Source organism: Terracoccus sp. 273MFTsu3.1, assembly GCF_000383675.1.
Taxonomy (GTDB): Bacteria; Actinomycetota; Actinomycetes; order Actinomycetales; family Dermatophilaceae; genus Terrabacter.
Map to the genome: position 1 here is coordinate 41717 of NZ_KB911833.1, position 17853 is coordinate 59569.

Consider the following 17853-nt stretch of genomic DNA (forward strand, 5'->3'; position numbering starts at 1 on the left):
ATCGACGGCTGCTCAACGCCGGTCCTCGAAGAGGCTGGAGGGGAGTTCGTTGACGATGGCGGGAACTCCCTCGCCGGAGTACTGCAGGAACAACTGACTCTTCGCGCGTGAGGCGAGGACGTACATCTTCATGCGGAAGTCATCACTGCGGGGGTCGCCCTTGAACGTCTGGAGTTCGGGAAGGAAGACCGTGTCGAACTCCAGTCCCTTCGCGCTCGCCCAGGTGACGAGCTTGACCCCCGGCTTGGAGAAGTCGAGTTGCGGCATGCCAAGGCCGGGCTGACTGCTGAGGTAGCCCTGAACGGGGACGCGAGTCTTGCCACTCAACCTGTTGTAGAAGCTCTTCACCTGCGCGCTGTAGGGCACCATCACGCCGATGCTCTTGTCCGGGAAGGTGCGTTCGTAGGAGACGATCTGGGACACCGTGTCGTACAGGTTGCTATGGGCGTGAAGGGAGGGCCGTTCGCCGTTCCGCGACGGCGGAGGCAGTCGCGGCCGGCCCGACGCCAACCCCGTATAGAACTCTGCCGCGAACTCCGCGATGGCGCGCGTGTTCCTGTAGTTCGTCGTCAGGCAGCGCACCTCTCGAATGCCGGTCGCAGCCTTGATCTCGGCGATCGTCGACTGATCCGACGTTATCCGTTGGTTCTCGTCGGCGAGGATGGTCATCGAACGACTCACCAAGCGCAGGACGAGGAAGAAGTCCTGAGGCAGGTCCTGTCCCTCGTCAACGATGATGTGGCGGCGCTCGGCCGGCGGGACCGGGGATGTCATGATGACCTTCTTGCACTCGCCCCAGTCGAAGTTGTAGCGGTCAACCTTGGGCGGACTGACCCCGTAGGCCTCCTTGAAGAACTGCGGAAACCAGCGGTGGTACGTGCTGACCACTCCATCGGTGCCGGAGGTCTTGACCGCAGCTTGGGTATAGCTCGAGAGCAGCTTGCCGTACATGAGGAGCAACGTCGGACGTTCGGAGCGGTGCAGCATGTTGGCACGCCAGATGGCGATGATGGTCTTGCCGGTGCCGGGCGGCCCCGTGACGATCACGGAGGAGTCCAAAGGGAGATCCAGGACGTCGTCCTGTTCCTCGGATAGCGCGCTGAAGTCAGGCAGGTGGAGCATCGTCGACCTCGTGGCCCTGAACATCGAGTAGCGCTCCGAGGCAGTCGCTGAAGAAGCCGTGGCCGGGGTCCACAAGCATCATCCTGTCCAACAGCACGTTCCCGTATACGCAACTCGTCTCACTGGCGAGCGAGCAGGCGTGACAGGCTGCCAACGAGAGCCCGTCGATCCCCTGCGCCCTCGACTCCCTGCACACGGGGTCGAGCGAGCACCAGTCGCTTGCGACAAGGGCCGACGTGATGATGGGAAGCAGTCGGTCCGCTTCGCCGAGCCGCGCCAGGCCGCCCATAGTTCCCTCGGAATCGCCGGCCGCTGTGTAGATGAGGATTCCGGCCTTCGCCTCCGCTCCCGTGCTGCAGTAGAGGCGCTCGCGTAGCGACGAGGACGAGTATCCCGCCTCGAACGCCATGGCTCGCATGAGAACGTGTGCCAGTGTGTGCAGCATCAGGAATCGGGGTGTGACCTCGGCGTCCAGCCAACGCGCGTGCATGCTGCCTGCCAGGCGTGACCTCAGAGTCGTCGCCCGTCCACGAACCTCGCCACCCGCCTCCCAGTCCGCGAGCGCCTTCTCGTTGAAGCTCAGGAAGACACCTTCTCCGAACACCTCGATCGCGGGAAGGAAGCGTTCCCCCTTGCCCAGGTCGGGGGGCACGACGCGATCCATCGTGTGGCGCTGGAAGCCCTGTAGGACGCGCACCTCGCGGAGTCGGCTCACGAGCACGACCTGATCCACAAGACGACTGATCTCGTCGGCGACGGGTTGCAGCTCGTCGTGCCCTGCCGGATGCGGGAACGGCGTCTCCTTGGAGATGAAGTTGTCACGCGGGTCGTGTGCTGCGGCGGGTCGTGTGAGGGCGACCCACTCTCGTGTCTCGATGTCGCCGATGGAGACGTCCTCGACCGGCTCGGCGAGCTTGACGCCCAGCCGGTCCTCGAGGACGGCCCGAACCTGTCCCGTACTGACATCCTCCTGCTCGGCGACCATGTCGATGAGCGAGCCGAGGAGGGGGTGCTCCGGGTCCGACTCCATGAGACGGAAGTTGTCGTTGTTCCGTATCCGACTGGCCGCACCGCCCCACACGGACCAGTTGCTCTCAGGCGGAATGTCGATCGCCGAACCGAGGCGGGAGAAGTACACGCTGGATGCACCCCTCTGGAGCACGACAGGGGTGTGAGCACACTTCTCCGCCTCTGCGTCGAACTGCCATGGTTGGCGGCCCCGGCATGTGATGCCCAGACGTTTCATCGAGTCGGGCGCCGGAAGGTCCTTGAGACTGCGTGAGGCGCCACACTCACATCGCACCCTGACCGACTCGAGTCCGCCGCCGACTCCCTTGACGTGCTCGAACTTCAGCTCGTTCGATCGCCCGCATTGGCGCTGCTCTCTCCGTGCGGGATCCGAGTGCGCCCAACGAACCCAGTTCACATCGTCCAGGTGGCCATTACCGCACACGGAGACGAAACGCATCGGTACGAGCTGCGGATGGCCGTGACAGGCGCTGCACCCGGCGGCCTTCCCCGGCTCCTCCTGCTTGACGCTCCAGCGCGTCATCCTGCGGCACCTGCCGCAGAAGAGCCATTGCGGGAAACGAAAGTAGGGGAGACCCGATCCCCTGACATCCGCCGCGGGAGGTGTGCGGAGCTCTTCCACGCCGAAGTGGGCGGCGATACGAGGCGCTTGGAGCAGCTCCCTGCGACCTCGCCATCGCGAGATGTCCTCGGCGACGAAGGACTCGCCGAGGATGTCGATGACCGCTCCCACGCCGAACGGCGTGATGCTCTGCGATCGACGAACCGTTCGCTCGTTCCTCATGATTCCTCTCCCCTGATCCGCATACGCACCTCGGTGTCCACGCTCCGCATCGAGTCCAGAGTGGCCCATCCGCGTCCCGGTTCCGTGAAGCGTTTGAGAAGTGCTACCCGCTCCTTTCCCCCGCCGGCATAGCGCAGCCCGCCCGATGGATGAGCCTGCTCCGCCAGGTGTTCCCATTCGCCTTCGAGCTCCGCGAGGTGGCGGGCCACGTCCTCCCGTTCCGAGGGGTCGGCGACCTCGACCCGGCGCAGGAACGCCTCGACCAGCGCTACGAACTCGGGGTCATCTCTGTCGAAGCGGGAGGCGTCGGGGTTCTGGCTCAATCCGAGTGCGTGGCGAAGCAGGATCACCAAGCCCGCGTGCAGGGCCCGCGATCGGGCTGGGACGCTGAACGGCGTCACCGACGTGGGTTCCACGTATCGGTAGAGAGCGGAGTGATACGCCACGAACGACTCGTAGTGCGACCGATCGCGCGGCTTGGTGGCTGAGTAGAGGGTGACCACGAGGCCCGGGGTGCGCCGGCCGACACGACTGGTGGCCTGGATGTACTCCGAGGTCGTCTTCGGCTGTCCCACCATGAGCATGAGCCCGAGGCGAGGGACATCGACCCCGACCGACAGCATGTTGGTCGACGCGACGAACGAGACCGCACCCTTCTCACCCCTCGGACGTTTGAGGAGTTCAAGGTGGCGTGGTATCTCAGCGGCGGGAACGTTGCCCGTCAACTCGACGATGTCGTCGTCCTGCAGGCGCCGAACTGCATCCTCTGCAGTCGCGATGACCTGGAGGCGGGCAGGGATGTCATCGTGGGCGAGCGTGACGCTCTTGCCCAGCTCGCGAAGGCTGTTGTGGTAGGCCACGAGTGTCCAGTAGGCATCGTCGGAGGGAGGCTGCAGTGTCAGTTCCTCTGACGACTGGAGCAGAGAAGCCGATACGTGGACCATCGACGTCAGCGGCGTGTGGCCCTGTGCCATGACTCCGACGTAGCGTCGGCCGGGCTTCGAAGGATCGTGACGGACGAAGAAGGAGTCGTCCGCCGACAGCCCTGCTGGCGGGAAGAGCGCCGTATCGCGTCCGAAGACCCCTCGCCCTTGGGCCTCCGCCCTCCGAATGGTGGCAGTGGAGGCGACGACCTTGGGCCGTGCGCCTCCCTCGGACATGACGACGTCGAAGGCGGCCTCGTACAGACCCACCATGGTGCCGAGTGGTCCCGAGATGAGATGGAACTCGTCCTGGATCACGAGCGAAGGGCCCGGTGTGTTCGCCGCGCCGAGGAACACCCCCGCCCGCGGCTCCCACGTCAGACGCGCGAACTTGTCGACAGTCCCGATAAGACAGGTCGGAGGGCGGTCGTAGAGGTCCTCGTCCACGGATGACACCGGTAGTTCTTCGTGGAAGTCGCAGTCGCCCCTCGGGCAGTTCAGCCGGAAGGCGTCGTTGGCGGCGGTCACTCCCCATGCTTCGGGCGAGTGACTCGTGGACGGGATCAGCTCGGTGCCGCACCACGGGCACGCCTCCACCTGGAAGCTGATGTTGGTGTACTCCGAGTTCTGAAGCTTCTGCAGAAGCTCGACCGCGTCCGCGTAGCTGTTCGGGCTGTTGTTGCGCCCCAGCCAGATTCCGATCGAGATGCGAGTCGTACCAAGCCGATCCGGCATACCGCGGCGAAGGAGCTCGAGAGCGCAGATCAAGGTGGACGCGCGTTGGAACTGTTGGCTCGTGAGCAGCCGAAGCGTGTATCGCGTCAGCACGGTGGTTCCGGCGCCATCATCGCGGAGCATCAGCCGGCGATGAAGGATGCTCAGCGCCATGAGTCCCAGGTAGGCCTCCGTCTTTCCGCCGCCAGTCGGAAACCAGATGAGGTCGATCAGATCCCTGTCGTCGGCGGATTCGTCGATCGTGGATTCCAAGGCCAACAGGAGGAAGGCGAGCTGGAAGGGGCGCCAGTCGTGCTCGGCCTCGTCGTACTTCGGCGCCGGTGGCAGAGGCTCATCCAGAGGTCGCGAGCGTCCTGCATAGTCTGAACCTCCGCGGACCATCTGCATCAGCATTGCCTCGTTGGCCATCTGGAAGGCGTGGCGTGCAGTCTCGTCCCTCTCGAGCCGTCGAACCCCTCTCCGCATCCGTCGCCGCGCGACGTCGACTCGGGACAGGAGCCGCTTGGCCGCGCCGGAGTGCCGGTTGGGCAGTGTGGCCGCCTCGTCCTCCCGGAGTCGTGTCCAGTCGTCGTAGCGATCGACGAATGCGTCCAATGCGGCGATGACCTCGCTGGGACGCTCGCTGATGCCAGCGAGGAAGCTCAGCCTGAGAACGGACCCCGTCCCACTCTTCAACAGCGGGTCCGGCTCACCCTCGGCAGGCTCCGCATCTCGGTGAGGGGTGAAGGCGACCGCCGGAACCGTGTGCTCCGGGAGGTATGACGTCTCCACCCATGCCGGCACCCCGGCCGTCGACTCCCAGGCGGCAGCGCAGCCGTGCCCGATGGCGTAGGTGGGAACATCGCGATACTGGAGGGCGAGCTCCGCCTCTTCGTCGCCGGTCTGCAGACGCATCGGTGACGGGTAGGGAACGAAGCCCTGGGACCCGATGCAGCGCATGCGGACCTGCAGCAGGCAGTCCTGGGGATCCATGCGGCCGTCCGAGGGAAGGCTCCGTCGATTCACCAGGGCAACGGTCACGAGCGCGCCGGTGCCGAGGCGACGCCAGGTCGTCTCCAAGGACGCCCACCCATCGAGGATCGCAACCGTGCCCCCGGACCCCGGAACGTGGGGCGGCGCGAGTTCTGGCGCCTCCTCACCGGTCAGCACGATCGCCTCGCGGCGCCAGTCCTTGCCCTCGTGGTGGTAACGACCCGCATGGACCTCCACGCGGAACCCCTCCCACGTGGGCACGACGAAACTGAGCCCGACAGAGCTCGGAAGCTGTTGCGCCGAGAGAGCTATGGGGTCCTCCGTCGATTCGTCCCCGGCCTCCCCGGCCGCCTCGTCGACGATGTCCTCGTCCAATTGTTCATCCACAGCCGCTTCAGTGGGAAACAACATCCCGGTGAGGTACCGCCGATGAGGTACCTCACTGAGCACCTCCGCCTCTCCGTCCACCGGGCCGAGGACCTGCCGACGGAGGTAGCCGACGACGGCAGCGCGGTCGTCCGACGTCACCGGCACCGGCATCACTCGTCTCCTTGACTCGAATGAGGTGAGGCGGAGGCGTTCATGAAGACGAAGAGACCCACCCTCGCTCTGGTCATGCCGACGTACAACTCGGGCGAGGGTGAGGCCTCGTCATTGGGTGGCGCGAGATCGGCCACAACCACGAAACGGCTCTCGAGACCCTTGAAGGAGCTGATCGTGGCAAAGCCGAGTCGACTCTGAGGGCGGCTCAGCCAGCTGTTGACATCGAGAGCCTCGATGCGCTGACTCCACTTGCCCGGAAGGTGGGCGAAACTCGATTGGCCCAGCGGAAGCGGTGACAGCAACATGATGTCGTCCGGGGAGACGCCCTCTTGGACGAGGCGGTCCAACAACTTGCCCGCCTCCCTGCCCGCGACCTTCGAGTCGGCCACCTGTTGAACTTCGACCCGGGGACCGACGCCGGCCGTGGAGACCCCGATGTCCGCTCCGGTGATGCGCGTTACCTCGGAGACGATGGTGGCGGTGTTGCGGCAGTTGTCGTTGAGTGTGAAGAGAGCAGGCCTGGTCGCCAGGAGGTGGTCCATGCCCTCCTGCTCATACGAGCCTATGAGCCCACGCTGATTGTTGCTGTCGAGGAAGAGGTACCACCGGCCGTCCTGGAGGCCGCCCTTGAGAACCGCATCCAACTGGAGCAGGTCCGCGACGTTCGCCACATCCTGGGCCTCGTCGACGACAAGGACGTCGAACGGGCCGTCCTCCTCCGTCACTGTGGACATCGGCAGCGCGACCACTCCTTCCAGACCTGGCTGGCGTGACACATGCGCGGCGATGACCGGGCTCTGACAGGTGAACAGAACCCGCTCGCCTGCCCGAGTCCATCGTCTGCAGAGTTCGGCCGCCAGCATGGTCTTCCCGGTGCCGGCTCCACCTTCGTAGACGACACGTTCATTGCGACCTGCGGCGTCGAGTGCGGCGTACTGACGTTCCGTCAGCGCTGCGATCTCCTCATCGGCCGACTCCGCCAGGCGCTGGAGCGTCGGGACGACGTCATAGTCGGGCCGCAGAGCCTGAAGATACTGATCGATGTCGTCCGGGCCGAGCCTGCGGTCTCGGCGCCCCGGCTTCTCGCGCCAGTAGGCCGCGAGCCTGTTGATGGAGCGAGCGAGCCCATCCGGCCGGTCGAGCTGGCGCTTGTCGATCACCATCTCTGGGTCCCACTCGACGCTCTCCAAGTCGAACTCCTGGTCGGGGAAGACCACTGCGTGACCGAACACAGTCCGGTCGACCAGACGGCCGTCGACTGACTTCTCAAGCCTCTCCTGCATCGCGAACATCGCGGATCGTGCCTGAGAGAACGGGCTCGCCCGCTTCGTGGTGGTCCTCCCGTAGCGGTTCGTGTACTTCCACGTGCCGTTCTCGCACGCAACCTTGCCGCCCTTCACCTCGAGGACGAAGATCCCCTTCTCGCCGATCAGGAGGAAATCGATCTCTCCGACGCGCTTCCAACGGTGTTCGGCGAGGTTCAGGCTGTGCAGTGCGTGTGACCACGCGTCGTCCTCCAGCAGATTCAGGCGGCGAAACAGTTGCTTCTCTGCGTCGCTCTTGGTCTTGGGGTCGACTTGCTCGGGAATCATTCGCACCCGCGCATCTTGCCTGCTGCAGGTGACGTCTGTGTGCGGTACGGAGCAATGATTGAGGTGAAGTGACCCGAAATGTCAGTGGCTCGGGAGAGACTGCCCTCGTGACTGCGGACTGCCTCGATCCTCAACTGATGCGGCGACTTGTCAGGCGTATCGGGGCCTACCTCGAGGACGGCGCCGTCAAGGAGGACTCGCTCAACGAGGTGTTCGGGATGTTCGGTGCGGATCATGCGCACCGAACGGCTGTTCGGCAGGCGCTGCGATCCACAGGCGTCGCCGTGATCGCGCCGCTTGACGCAAGCGCTCCGACCGAGTTCGTGCCGGTCGGCCGGCCGCTCACCTCGGCCCTGACTTCTCAGCCCTCGTCCTCTGATTCGGCGCCGGCGCTGGAGGCGGCCGAGCCCCCGGATCCCAAGCCTGTTCGGGCCCAAGGCCCTCCTGTGCGGACGGTCGAGGGACCCGATCATGGATGGCTGTCCGATTCGATCAACGCGGCGCGCCTTCTGCTCGATGAGGATCGCTGGAACCCGAAGCCGTGGAAGAGGCTGCTCACGGCCAGCGAGGAGGTCGGGCTCGCGGCCCTGATGCGCCAAGGGGGAGAGCCGTTGAATGAGGCCCTGCCCGTGGGATTCCGTCTGTCCCTGTCGCACAGGGATGAGCGAGCCCGCGCATTCGATGCCCTGATGCTCCACAACCGGGGCCTGGTCTGGTCGCTCGTCAAGAGGCACATGGGTGAGGGCTTGGAGCCGGAGGACCTCGAGCAGAGTGGGTACTCGGGCCTACGACGCGCCGTCGAGATGTTCGACGCAAGTCAGGGCTGGAAATTCTCGACCTACGCCACGCACTGGATCAACCAGTCCATGTCACGCGCCGTCGCGAATGAGGGGCGCCTTGTCCGACTACCGGTTCACATGTACGAGCGCGTCCAGAAGGTGCGGGCGATTCGCGAACGGCTGCTCGTCGAACTGGGACGGGCTCCCCTCTTCGACATGGCAACCATGGCCGGGATACGACCGGACCAGGTGCTTGAGTGCCTCCGTCTGAACATGGGGATAGTCAGCCTGGACGCTCCGGTCGGCGAGGACGGCGGGACCACCTTGGAGGCCCTGTTCGAGAACGATCGTGCGGCACTGCCCGACCCCGCATCCATCCTGCTCCTTGTGGAGGGACACGCGGAGCTTCTCGACGCGATCGATGAGCTTCCCGAGCGGGAGGCGCTGATCATCCGCCTCCGGTTCGGACTCGACGATGGTGAGCCGAGCACCCTCGACGAGATCGGTCAGCGCCTCGGCGTGACGCGAGAGCGCGTTCGCCAGATCGAGTCGAAGGCCAAGGTGCGACTCGCTGATCTGTTGCATGCTCGCGGTTTCGGGCCAGCGATCTGGCCACCTTTGGTCCCGGAAGTGGACTAGCGCGCACTGCCTCAGCCGAGGGTGGCGAATCGGGCCTGTCGGTCCTTGGCGACTGTGAGGAAGTCGGTGACGCTCATCAGCCGTTCGTGGAGAACTGCCGGATAGGCAACTGCGACGGGATCGGGGACCACCGGGACCACAAGGTTCTCGTCCATCGCGTCGAGGACTTCGCTGTTGAGTTCACGGTCCATGGTGATGAGGTGCTTGGTCTTGATGAGGGTGGCCTCCGTCGCGACCTGGCGCCACCTCTCCTTCGTGGTGGTCTTCGCGGCGAGGAACGTGAGCAGCTCAGTCGGAACGTCGGCGTCGCCATAGGCGGCGAGCGAAGGCAGCAGGAAGTCAGGTTTGGAGCCGTCGGGCAGGCGACGCGGCTGAGAGAACCCGAGGCCGGCCGCGTGCAGCAGCGCGGCTATGTGGCTCTCGAAGGACGACCCGGCTCGCGAGAAGCGCGCGTTCTTGAAGCGGGTGGCGAGGGAGAAGAAGCGATCGATGTCCACGTGTGGTCGATTTGCGAGGTCTTCGTCGAGGATCGGTTGAAGAACGTGGCGCTCGTAGGCGAAGTACAGATCGTTCGTCGTCGAGACCCACTGAAACAGCGTCGAGTCCGGGTCATCACTCGGATCCTCGATCGAGCAGACCGTCCGCGCGAACGCGGTGAATGCAGCAGTGGTGGGGAAGGGATATCTACCGCCGAAGGCCGCGATCATCTCGGGCAGGCGGTCGACGGTCTCGATCTCGGGTGTGAGGCCGAGCGCCAGCAGTACATCCGCGTCGGCCAGGTCGATGTCGTCGTCACCGGCTTGCTCGAGGTCGAACATGCCGAACTGGCGAGCCCGTGACGGAATCACGTCAGCCCCGAGGCGCATGTCGGTTCCGAAGAGCCGGTCGAGACGACGGGAGATGGGCGAGGACACGGCCGCCACGACGACCACTACCTCACCTGAAGTCCGCTTCGCCACCCAGCAGTAGTCGCCCGGTTCCATCGACTCCATTGGGAGGCAACCAGCGGGGTAGTACAACCGCCACTCGGGGGAGCGCTTCGAGTCGTACTCCCTCGCGTCATAGAGGGTCACGGTCGAGGAGTCCTCGATGTATCCGCCTTCTCCGAACTCCTCGGAGAAGTAGAGGTAGGCGCACGGGTACTCCGAACGACGCCGGCCGAGCATGTCCAGCACGGGGCCGCTGGCGCTCAGCTCATGGCCGTTGGAGACCCCTGCCTTGGCCGCTTCGGTGGCGCTGAGACGCTTTGCGCCGACACCGACGAAGTGCTGGCGGAGCTTGCCGTCCATGTGGTCCCCCTGATTGAAGTCGGGGGTATTCCATCACGCGGCGCGAGCCCTCGTCACTGCGTCCAAGATGTAGGGCTCCATCAACCTCGCCACTGCGCCGACCGCGGGAACCACCACGCTGTTGCCGAACTGCTTGTACGCCTGGGTGTCGCTCACCGGGATCCTGAACGAGTCGTCGAAGCCCATCAGGCGGGCGCACTCGCGGGGCGTGAGCCGTCGCGGCCGGTGGCCCACCTGCTCGACGAGGATCTCGGACCCGTCCTTGTAGTAGCGGGCCGACAGGGTGCGGGTCGTCATGCCCGGTCGCACCAGGCCGTAACCGAATCCGTTGCCGGCCGCGCGATGCTTGGCGGCGTAGTTCTTCAGGTACTCCCAAAGCTTCTCGGTCAGGGTGAACCGCTCGGGCACGACGTTGCGCTCGTGGTCGAAGTACCTGCCCTCGTCGTGGGGAAGGACCGGCTCGGTTCCGTCTGTGCGGTGCAGGACCGACTCGAGCTTCGGCTTCGTCGCGGGAAGGTCGAGCTGCTCGAAGCTGAAGTCGTTCTCCTCGCGGAAGCCGACGATCATGATGCGTTCGCGGTTCTGCGGTCGGAAGTGGATGCCGTTGATCACCTCGAACCGAACGTGATAGCCCAGCTCTTTCTCCAAGGTGTGTCGAATGACTGCGAAGGTCCTGCGTCGATCGTGAGTCTGGAGGTTCTTCACGTTCTCGAGCAGGAATGCGGCCGGGCGCTTTGCCTCAATAATCCGCTTGACGTCGAAGAACAGAGTTCCTTGGGTCGGGTCCAGGAAGCCGTGGGCGCGTCCGAGCGCGTTCTTCTTCGAGACGCCGGCGATGGAGAAGGGCTGGCACGGGAAGCCCGCCAGCAGCACGTCATGGTCCGGCACTGCCGAGGCGTCGTACTCCGTGATGTCACCGTTGAAGACGTGATCCTCCCGGTGCGGGAAGTTCGCGGCGTAGGTCTGTTGCGCGTAGGGGTTCCACTCCGAGGTGAACGAGCACTTGCCACCGATGTCCTCGAACGCCTGCCTGATGCCGCCGATGCCGGCGAACAGGTCCGCGAACTTGAAGGACCCCTCGCTGTTGTCGACGGTGAGATGCATCCGAATGGCGTCGCCCAAGTAGGCCGGGCAGGCTGACTCGTGGTTCTCCCAGCGACGGACCGTCCGCTCGTTGACCGATAGGAGTGCGGCGACCTCCGACAGGGTCTGCTTCCGGCGGAGTTCGAGAAGCATGTCGTGGGAGCTCTTCGGGGTCACGGAGGGCCTTTCGTGGGGACTGTTCGTGGACATATTGCCCGGAAGGCGACCCGGTCGGGGGAAGCCACGCCGCAGCGTACTCGAACGTATGTGCCACCTCCGACAGTGGACTCCCGCAGACGTCCAGGTAACTCAGGAGCAGGGGCACGGTCCGCCAGGGGCACGATCGGCGCCGTACGCGGCGTTACGGTGAGCCTATGGTCGAGTCATGGGCGAGTTCACCGGCTGCGCGAGCGACCATGCAGGGCAATCGCGGTCGAGACACCGCTCCTGAACTCGCGCTTCGGCGTGCTGTCCACGCCAAGGGACTCAGGTTCTTCGTGAGCCGCCGGCCGATCCCCTCCCTGCGCCGCACGGCTGACATGGTCTTTCCACGCCTGAAGTTGGCTGTGTTCCTCGACGGCTGCTTCTGGCATGGATGCCCGGAGCACCATGTCCCGGTCAAGGCGAACGCCGACTTTTGGGCCGAGAAGATCAGGAGCAACCGAGAGCGTGACGCCGACACCGATCGACGGCTGCGCTTGGAGGGGTGGACGGTGCTGCGCGTCTGGGAGCACGTCGCGACCGCTGAGGCGGCGGACATGGTTGAGGCGGCCGTTCACGGTCTTCGACATCCAGCAGTGACGCTTCACCGGCGCGCAACCTGACCGGGTGACGATTCGTGCGAGGGCCTGCACAGGGGGCAGGTCAGCCGTCGGACGCCACGAGGTCGACCACTTCTCCCGTCAGCCTGCTGAGCGAGCGACGAGCCAGCGCATACCTCTCGGAGAGGTCAAGAACGCGATCGGACAGATAGAGGTTGGCCCCGGTGTCAATGACGGCGCGAGCCTCACCGTTGCGTGTCAGAATCCAGAACCTGTAGTACGGCTCGCCCAACAGATCGTCCTCGTGCGGGGTGGCGGCAGCCTCCGCAAAGGGGAAACGCGCCAGCGATTGTCGAGTCGATTCCCATCCCGACGCGTCCAGAAAAGCGTTGCGAGCGTCCCATGGATGCCGCTCGTGCAGAAGTGCGTCCAGAAACCGGCTGATGACTCTGAAGGTGAGGGCAGAACGGCCACTCGGGGGCGTTCTCTCGGGAGCACGTAGGCCGGCTGCCGCTTCCACAATGCGGATGACCTCATGCGGATCGTTGAGGGCTAGAACCTCGGTCCAGGAAAGAATTCCCGTGCTCTGGCCGAGCACATGAATCGACCCGCCCTCGTTGCGGTTGATGTCGCACACGGGGCCGTCGCCGGCGCGCCTGTCCCGCAGAGAGAGGATGTGGGACTGCTGCACGGATAGGTGACATCTGATCTGTGGCGCCACGAGGCGTCGCTGGAAGGATGTGCACCGTGCCCAAGCCCTACCCCAAAGAGTTCCGCGATGACGTCGTGAACGTCGCCCGAGGCCGCGAGCCGGGCCAGTCGCTCAAGCAGATCGCAGCGGACTTCGGCATTGCCGAATCCTGCCTGCGCAACTGGATGCGTGACGCCGACGTCGAGGACGGCGTCAAACAGGGGACCACCGCGGCGGAGAATGCCGAGCTGCGTGAAGCCAGGAAACGCATCCGTCTGCTCGAGCAGGAGAACGAGGTGCTCCGACGGGCCGCGGCCTACCTGTCGCAGGCGAACCTGCCGGGAAAATGACGTACCCGCTCGTCCGTGAGCTCGCCGCCGACGGGATCCCCGTCGCGGTGACGTGCCGGGTCCTGAAGATCGCCCGTCAGCCGTACTACCGGTGGCTGGCCGCGCCGGTCACGAACGCCGAGCGGGCCGAGGCCCACCTGGCCAACGCGTTGTTCGACGCCCACCGGGACGACCCCGAGTTCGGCTACCGGTACCTCGCCGACGAGGCCCGCGACGCCGGCCACCAGGCCTGCGACCGGACCATGTGGCGGGTCTGCTCGGCCAACGGGTGGTGGATCTCGTTCGGCAAGAAGCGCAGCAAGAACGGCAAGAAGCCAGGGCCACCGGTCCATGACGACCTCGTCAACCGCGACTTCACCGCCGATGCGCCGAATCGGCTGTGGCTCTCCGACATCACCGAGCACCGCACCGGCGAAGGCAAGCTCTACCTCTGCGCGATCAAGGACGTCTACTCCAACCGCATCGTGGGGTACTCCATCAGCGACCGGATGACCTCCCGGCTGGCCATCGACGCCCTCGCCAGCGCGGTCGCCCGCCGCGGTCAGGTCGCCGGCTGCATCCTGCACACCGATCGCGGATCGCAGTTCAGGTCAAGGAAGTTCGTCCACGCCCTGCACCGCCACGACATGGTCGGCTCGATGGGCAAGGTCGGGCAGCCGGTGACAACGCCGCGATGGAGAGCTTCTTCGCGCTGCTGCAGAAGAACGTGCTCGACCGTCGAGGCTGGGACAGCCGCCAACAGCTGCGGATCGCGATCGTGACCTGGATCGAGCGGACCTACCATCGCCGGCGCCGTCAGGACGCTCTGGGTCGATTGACCCCTATCGAGTTCGAGACCATCATGACCACACCTGCCACTCAGGCAGCCTGACCCAACCTGTCACCCGTTCGTGCAGCAGTCCCTGTCGTAGGTGCCCCCCGCTGGATGTGTCTCGATGAGCCGAAGATGCGGGTGCCGACGCACCAGCTCGCCTGCCATCCACCACGATGTTGTCAGGCGTAGCCGACGTGAGGGCTGATGATTCACGAGCCGTCTCCGTCAATAGGAAGGAATGGTGAGGACGCGTCGAGCTCTGATCGGACCTCTCTCACGGGTATTCGATTCCCGTCAGCCGACGCCAAGTGGTCGGGTAGAGGATTCCGCTGGTCGCAAGGGACCATCCATCGGGAAACCGATCCAGCCTGCAACTGGTCGGTGAGACTGGGGGAGGCGCCCAGAACCAGTGGTTCCGTCTGGGTCTTTTCGTCAGCGTCTACCCACACAGCGGACCACCCGGATAGGTCTTCCGGCGAATCGATGAGAAACCAACGGAAGCCGTCGACATCGGATCCCAGGTGCCATCTCATGCCTTGCCCCTCCGTCGGTATGGTGCCTCGGAGTGTATGTGCCCACGCGCAATGGGCTCGTCTATTGGGTCTGAAGAGTCCTGGGGCTCCCGCAGTGGCGAGGCAGTCCTCCTGCGCCGATCACGGCATCTTGCGGTCTTGATCAGGGCAAAGTCAGGCCCGCGGCGAGTATGTCGGCCTCCGCCAACGTTCTGCTGTGGGGGTACACCCGCACGTCATGGACTGAATGTGCGGCGTATAGCTTTGAGAGGTCCGCCAGCTTGACGCGGATTTGGCACCGGACCTTGCTCTCGTTCGTGCCAGGGCTGAACCAGATGGCTGGGTCGAAGACTATTGTCCCGTCCTCTAGGGCTGCTTGGAAGTGGGCGAAAGACGCGCCTTCTCCCAAGTGCACCGTGGGTCCATACATGAAGCCGGTAGCCGCGTTTCCCCTGCGAAGGACATAGGCCGCCAAGGAGTGCTTCTCTCGCCACTTGTCGAGCAGTTTGGCGGTCGACCACTCCAACGCCACTTCTCCCGTCCTGCGGTCGACCAGCCTCACGGCGTCCGAGGTCACCACCATTTCGGTGCTGGCGTGACCACGCGGTGCACGTGTCGCAGTGTGCGCCCCGGTGAAGTCGTACCTAGCCTTGGCCTCGTTCCAGTAACCGAAGTTGTCGAAGAACTCATCGATGCTCGTGCTCCTGAGCCGACCCCCAGTCGGTCCGGGGGTCATCAGGGTTATCCTGGATTTGCTGTAGGACTTGAGCTCCCATCCTCGAAAGTCAGGCGCCGCCTTCGAATTCGGCGGGATTCCGAACAGCGTTTCGAGCGTGGTGCCGCCGGCGTTCAGGGCTCCGTTCGGTACGACCACCCCGGCCTTCACCGTGATGCCCTTCACCGGTGGGAGCAGGTGGATGCCGTGCAACTCACCCAGCAACTCCGACGCCGTGACCTGGACCTCGTGGGGTGTGAACGCCCATTCGACGAGCCTCGTCGGGGGCGCCATGTTCTGCAGGCCGCGAGCGGCCGGCGCTGTCGATGGCACGACCAGGGCGAAGACGACGTCATGGGGTCCAGCGCCGAGCACGAGAGAGCGCCCCTCAATGCCGTGACTGGTCACGTGGTCGCGGTCTAGCAGGCGGCGGGGCGCGTCGACGGCATCGGACAGGAAGCCTGACAGCCGAGTCTCGGGATACTGCGGATAGAAGATCACTTTGGTCGCTGGAGCAGGGTTGCTCCCTGCGGGGGTGAGCCAGTGCAGGTTCATCGTTGCGGTGTACTTGTCCTCCGACTTCGCAGGCTTCGCAGAGCTCGTCGTGGTGCGCTCAAACGCGCCCATCGGAAGGGCCAGCTTTGAGATGTCCCCCGGGAGGACGATCTGATTCTTGGAGTTGTCCTGCCGAGGGGCGAGCCGCTTCACAAGCACTCTTGTGACCCCTTGTGCGTGGAATCGGCGTTGCACCTCTTCGATTGTCAAGCCCTCGAGCCAGTTCTCATAGGCCTCGTCCCGTTCGCTCGCGCGCTGGAGTCGCTCGGCCGGCTCACGAATCGTGAGCCGATCCGTGGGAGGTTCGCGGAGTGAGCTTGTGCCAAGTACGCCCACCGCTCGCTCGACCACGCCACGAGCGGCCGAGTCCGCCTGTGATGGGGGACTAGCGACGTGCGCGATGACCGCCGTTGTCGCGACACCCGAACCGTCCCGTCGACCGTTGGCGGTGGGGAGCTCGATGGCGACACCGTTCGCGGCCGCCGCCCGAGCCGGGGTGTTGCCGGCGAAGGCCAGCACGACCGTGTCCTCGCCCCGCAGGAAGCGGTGGCAGCGAACGCCACCGGTGGCGCGTCCATTGGCGGGGTACTCGGCATACGGGGTGACCTTGAGGGAGCCTACCTCGGTGCCCGGGACGGCACGCGAGGAGCCGGACGAGGTGACGACGACACCGTCACGCGTCGGATCGACGACGCCGAAGAAGGCGACTCGGGCGCCGGCGGCGAGCTTGATGCCCGCCATGCCGCCAGCCGAGCGGCCTTGCGGGCGAACGGACTTCGCCGCAAAACGCAGCAGCTGGGCGTCGGTGGTGATGAAGACGAGGTCGAGGTCCTCGCGGTCGGCGACCGCGGCACCGACGACGCGGTCGCCGTCCTTGAGGCTGATGACGTCCCAGTCGTTGCTCGTGGGAGCGTCCGAGGCGACCCGCTTGACGACACCGCTCGCGGTGCCCAGTGCGAAGACCGGCGCGTCCGCGCCGATCGGCACGATCGTCACCGGCTCCTCGCCCTTGCCGAGGTCGACGTACGCCGCGAGCGGCGCCCCGCCCGACAGGGTGGGGGCGCCGTTGGTCGGCGGAAGCGTGGGTAGGTCGAGCGCCGAGAGACGCACCATCCGGCCGGCGCTCGTGACGAGGCCGAACTCGCCGCGCGCCGTCGTGCGGACGGCGCCGATGACGACGTCGTGCTTCGAGCGTGAGCCCTCGGCGGTGACGGGCTCGGCCGTGCCGGTGCGGGCCAGCAGGCCGGTCGAGCTGAGCAGGACCCAGCACGGGTCGTCGGCGATCTCGAGCGGCGAGGCAGCGGTCGCCGTGGCGCTGGCACCCGAGCTCTCGAGGAGAACGGTGCGGCGCGGGGTGCCGTGCGCCTTGGCGACGTCGGCGAGCTCGGTCGACACGAGCTTGAGGAGCAGCTTCTCGTTCTCGAGCAGGGCGCGGAGCTCCTCGATGGCGCGCTCGAGCTCGGTCTTCTCGTTCTCGAGCTCGATGCGCGAGAACTTCGTGAGCCGACGCAGCTGCAGGTCGAGGATGTACGTCGCCTGGGCCTCGGAGAGGTCGAAGACGTCCATGAGTCGCGCGCGCGCCGTGGCGGCGTCGTCGGAGCTGCGGATGACCTGGATGACCTCGTCGATGTCGACGATGGCGATGAGCAGGCCCTCGACGAGGTGCAGGCGCTCCTCGCGCTTGGCCAGGCGGTGGGCGGTGCGCCGGCGCACGACGTCCGTGCGGAAGTCGACGTAGACCTTGAGGAGGTCCTTGAGGCCCATGGTGCGCGGCTGGCCCTCGACGAGCGCCACGTTGTTGATGCCGAAGTTCTCCTCCATCGGCGTCAGCTTGTAGAGCTGCTCGAGGACGGCGTCGGGGTTGAAGCCGTTCTTGATCTCGATGACGAGGCGCAGGCCGTGCTGCCGGTCGGAGAGGTCCTTGAGGTCGGCGATGCCCTGCAGCTTCTTGCCCTGGACGAGGTC

10 protein-coding genes and 1 pseudogene are annotated in these 17853 nt (G+C 65.4%); 3 read left to right on the forward strand and 8 right to left on the reverse strand.

Going from position 1 to position 17853, the window contains the following annotated elements; all coding sequences use genetic code 11:
- Window positions 1–12: 12 nt before the first annotated feature.
- The 4 genes from H283_RS0123170 to H283_RS26290 are packed head-to-tail and all read right to left on the reverse strand — an operon-like array spanning window position 13 to window position 7700.
- Complete coding sequence (locus H283_RS0123170; RefSeq protein WP_020145919.1) at window positions 13–1122, reverse strand: 3'-5' exonuclease; 1110 nt, start codon at window positions 1120–1122, stop codon at window positions 13–15.
- The gene (gene drmB / locus H283_RS26285) at window positions 1106–2935 is read right to left on the reverse strand and encodes a DUF1998 domain-containing protein (RefSeq protein ID WP_020145920.1); all 1830 of its coding nucleotides are present in this window, start codon (window positions 2933–2935) and stop codon (window positions 1106–1108) included. Before drmB ends, H283_RS0123170 begins: the two co-directional genes overlap by 17 nt.
- Complete coding sequence (locus H283_RS0123180; protein ID WP_020145921.1) at window positions 2932–6105, reverse strand: helicase-related protein; 3174 nt, start codon at window positions 6103–6105, stop codon at window positions 2932–2934. Before H283_RS0123180 ends, drmB begins: the two co-directional genes overlap by 4 nt.
- Window positions 6105–7700: a nuclease-related domain-containing DEAD/DEAH box helicase gene (locus H283_RS26290; RefSeq protein ID WP_020145922.1), complete on the reverse strand. Its 1596-nt coding sequence runs from the start codon at window positions 7698–7700 to the stop codon at window positions 6105–6107. The genes H283_RS0123180 and H283_RS26290 overlap by 1 nt, the downstream gene beginning before the upstream one ends.
- Before the next feature lie 107 nt (window positions 7701–7807).
- Between H283_RS26290 and H283_RS26295 the strand changes: the two genes are divergently transcribed.
- The gene (locus H283_RS26295; protein ID WP_020145923.1) at window positions 7808–9118 is read left to right on the forward strand and encodes an RNA polymerase sigma factor RpoD/SigA; all 1311 of its coding nucleotides are present in this window, start codon (window positions 7808–7810) and stop codon (window positions 9116–9118) included.
- 11 nt (window positions 9119–9129) lie between these two features.
- Here the strand turns inward: H283_RS26295 and H283_RS0123195 are convergent, their stop codons facing one another.
- The gene (locus tag H283_RS0123195; RefSeq protein WP_020145924.1) at window positions 9130–10407 is read right to left on the reverse strand and encodes a type II restriction endonuclease; all 1278 of its coding nucleotides are present in this window, start codon (window positions 10405–10407) and stop codon (window positions 9130–9132) included.
- A gap of 33 nt (window positions 10408–10440) precedes the next feature.
- The gene (gene dcm, locus H283_RS0123200; protein ID WP_020145925.1) at window positions 10441–11667 is read right to left on the reverse strand and encodes a DNA (cytosine-5-)-methyltransferase; all 1227 of its coding nucleotides are present in this window, start codon (window positions 11665–11667) and stop codon (window positions 10441–10443) included.
- 197 nt (window positions 11668–11864) lie between these two features.
- On the opposite strand from dcm, the gene H283_RS26300 reads away from it, so the two are divergent.
- Complete coding sequence (locus H283_RS26300; RefSeq protein WP_081634008.1) at window positions 11865–12314, forward strand: very short patch repair endonuclease; 450 nt, start codon at window positions 11865–11867, stop codon at window positions 12312–12314.
- A gap of 40 nt (window positions 12315–12354) precedes the next feature.
- On the opposite strand, the gene H283_RS0123210 is transcribed toward H283_RS26300, so the two are convergent.
- Window positions 12355–12888 (reverse strand): hypothetical protein, encoded by a 534-nt coding sequence (locus tag H283_RS0123210; RefSeq protein WP_156023420.1) that lies wholly within the window; start codon window positions 12886–12888, stop codon window positions 12355–12357.
- A 110-nt stretch (window positions 12889–12998) separates the two neighbouring features.
- On the opposite strand from H283_RS0123210, the pseudogene H283_RS26305 reads away from it, so the two are divergent.
- Window positions 12999–14163 (forward strand): annotated as a pseudogene (locus H283_RS26305) (IS3 family transposase).
- 618 nt (window positions 14164–14781) lie between these two features.
- On the opposite strand, the gene H283_RS28715 reads toward H283_RS26305, so the two are convergent.
- Window positions 14782–17832, reverse strand: coding sequence for an MvaI/BcnI family restriction endonuclease (locus H283_RS28715; protein WP_369791907.1), 3051 nt, complete (start codon window positions 17830–17832; stop codon window positions 14782–14784).
- Window positions 17833–17853: the final 21 nt, after the last annotated feature.

What these genes read in the sequence shown, in the direction of transcription:
- H283_RS0123170 (WP_020145919.1), bottom strand. Translation starts at nt 1,122, where the DNA reads ATGCTCCACCTGCCTGACTTCAGCGCGCTATCCGAGGAACAGGACGAC.
- drmB (WP_020145920.1), bottom strand. Translation starts at nt 2,935, where the DNA reads ATGAGGAACGAGCGAACGGTTCGTCGATCGCAGAGCATCACGCCGTTC.
- H283_RS0123180 (WP_020145921.1), bottom strand. Translation starts at nt 6,105, where the DNA reads ATGCCGGTGCCGGTGACGTCGGACGACCGCGCTGCCGTCGTCGGCTAC.
- H283_RS26290 (WP_020145922.1), bottom strand. Translation starts at nt 7,700, where the DNA reads ATGATTCCCGAGCAAGTCGACCCCAAGACCAAGAGCGACGCAGAGAAG.
- H283_RS0123195 (WP_020145924.1), bottom strand. Translation starts at nt 10,407, where the DNA reads ATGGACGGCAAGCTCCGCCAGCACTTCGTCGGTGTCGGCGCAAAGCGT.
- H283_RS26300 (WP_081634008.1), top strand. Translation starts at nt 11,865, where the DNA reads ATGGTCGAGTCATGGGCGAGTTCACCGGCTGCGCGAGCGACCATGCAG.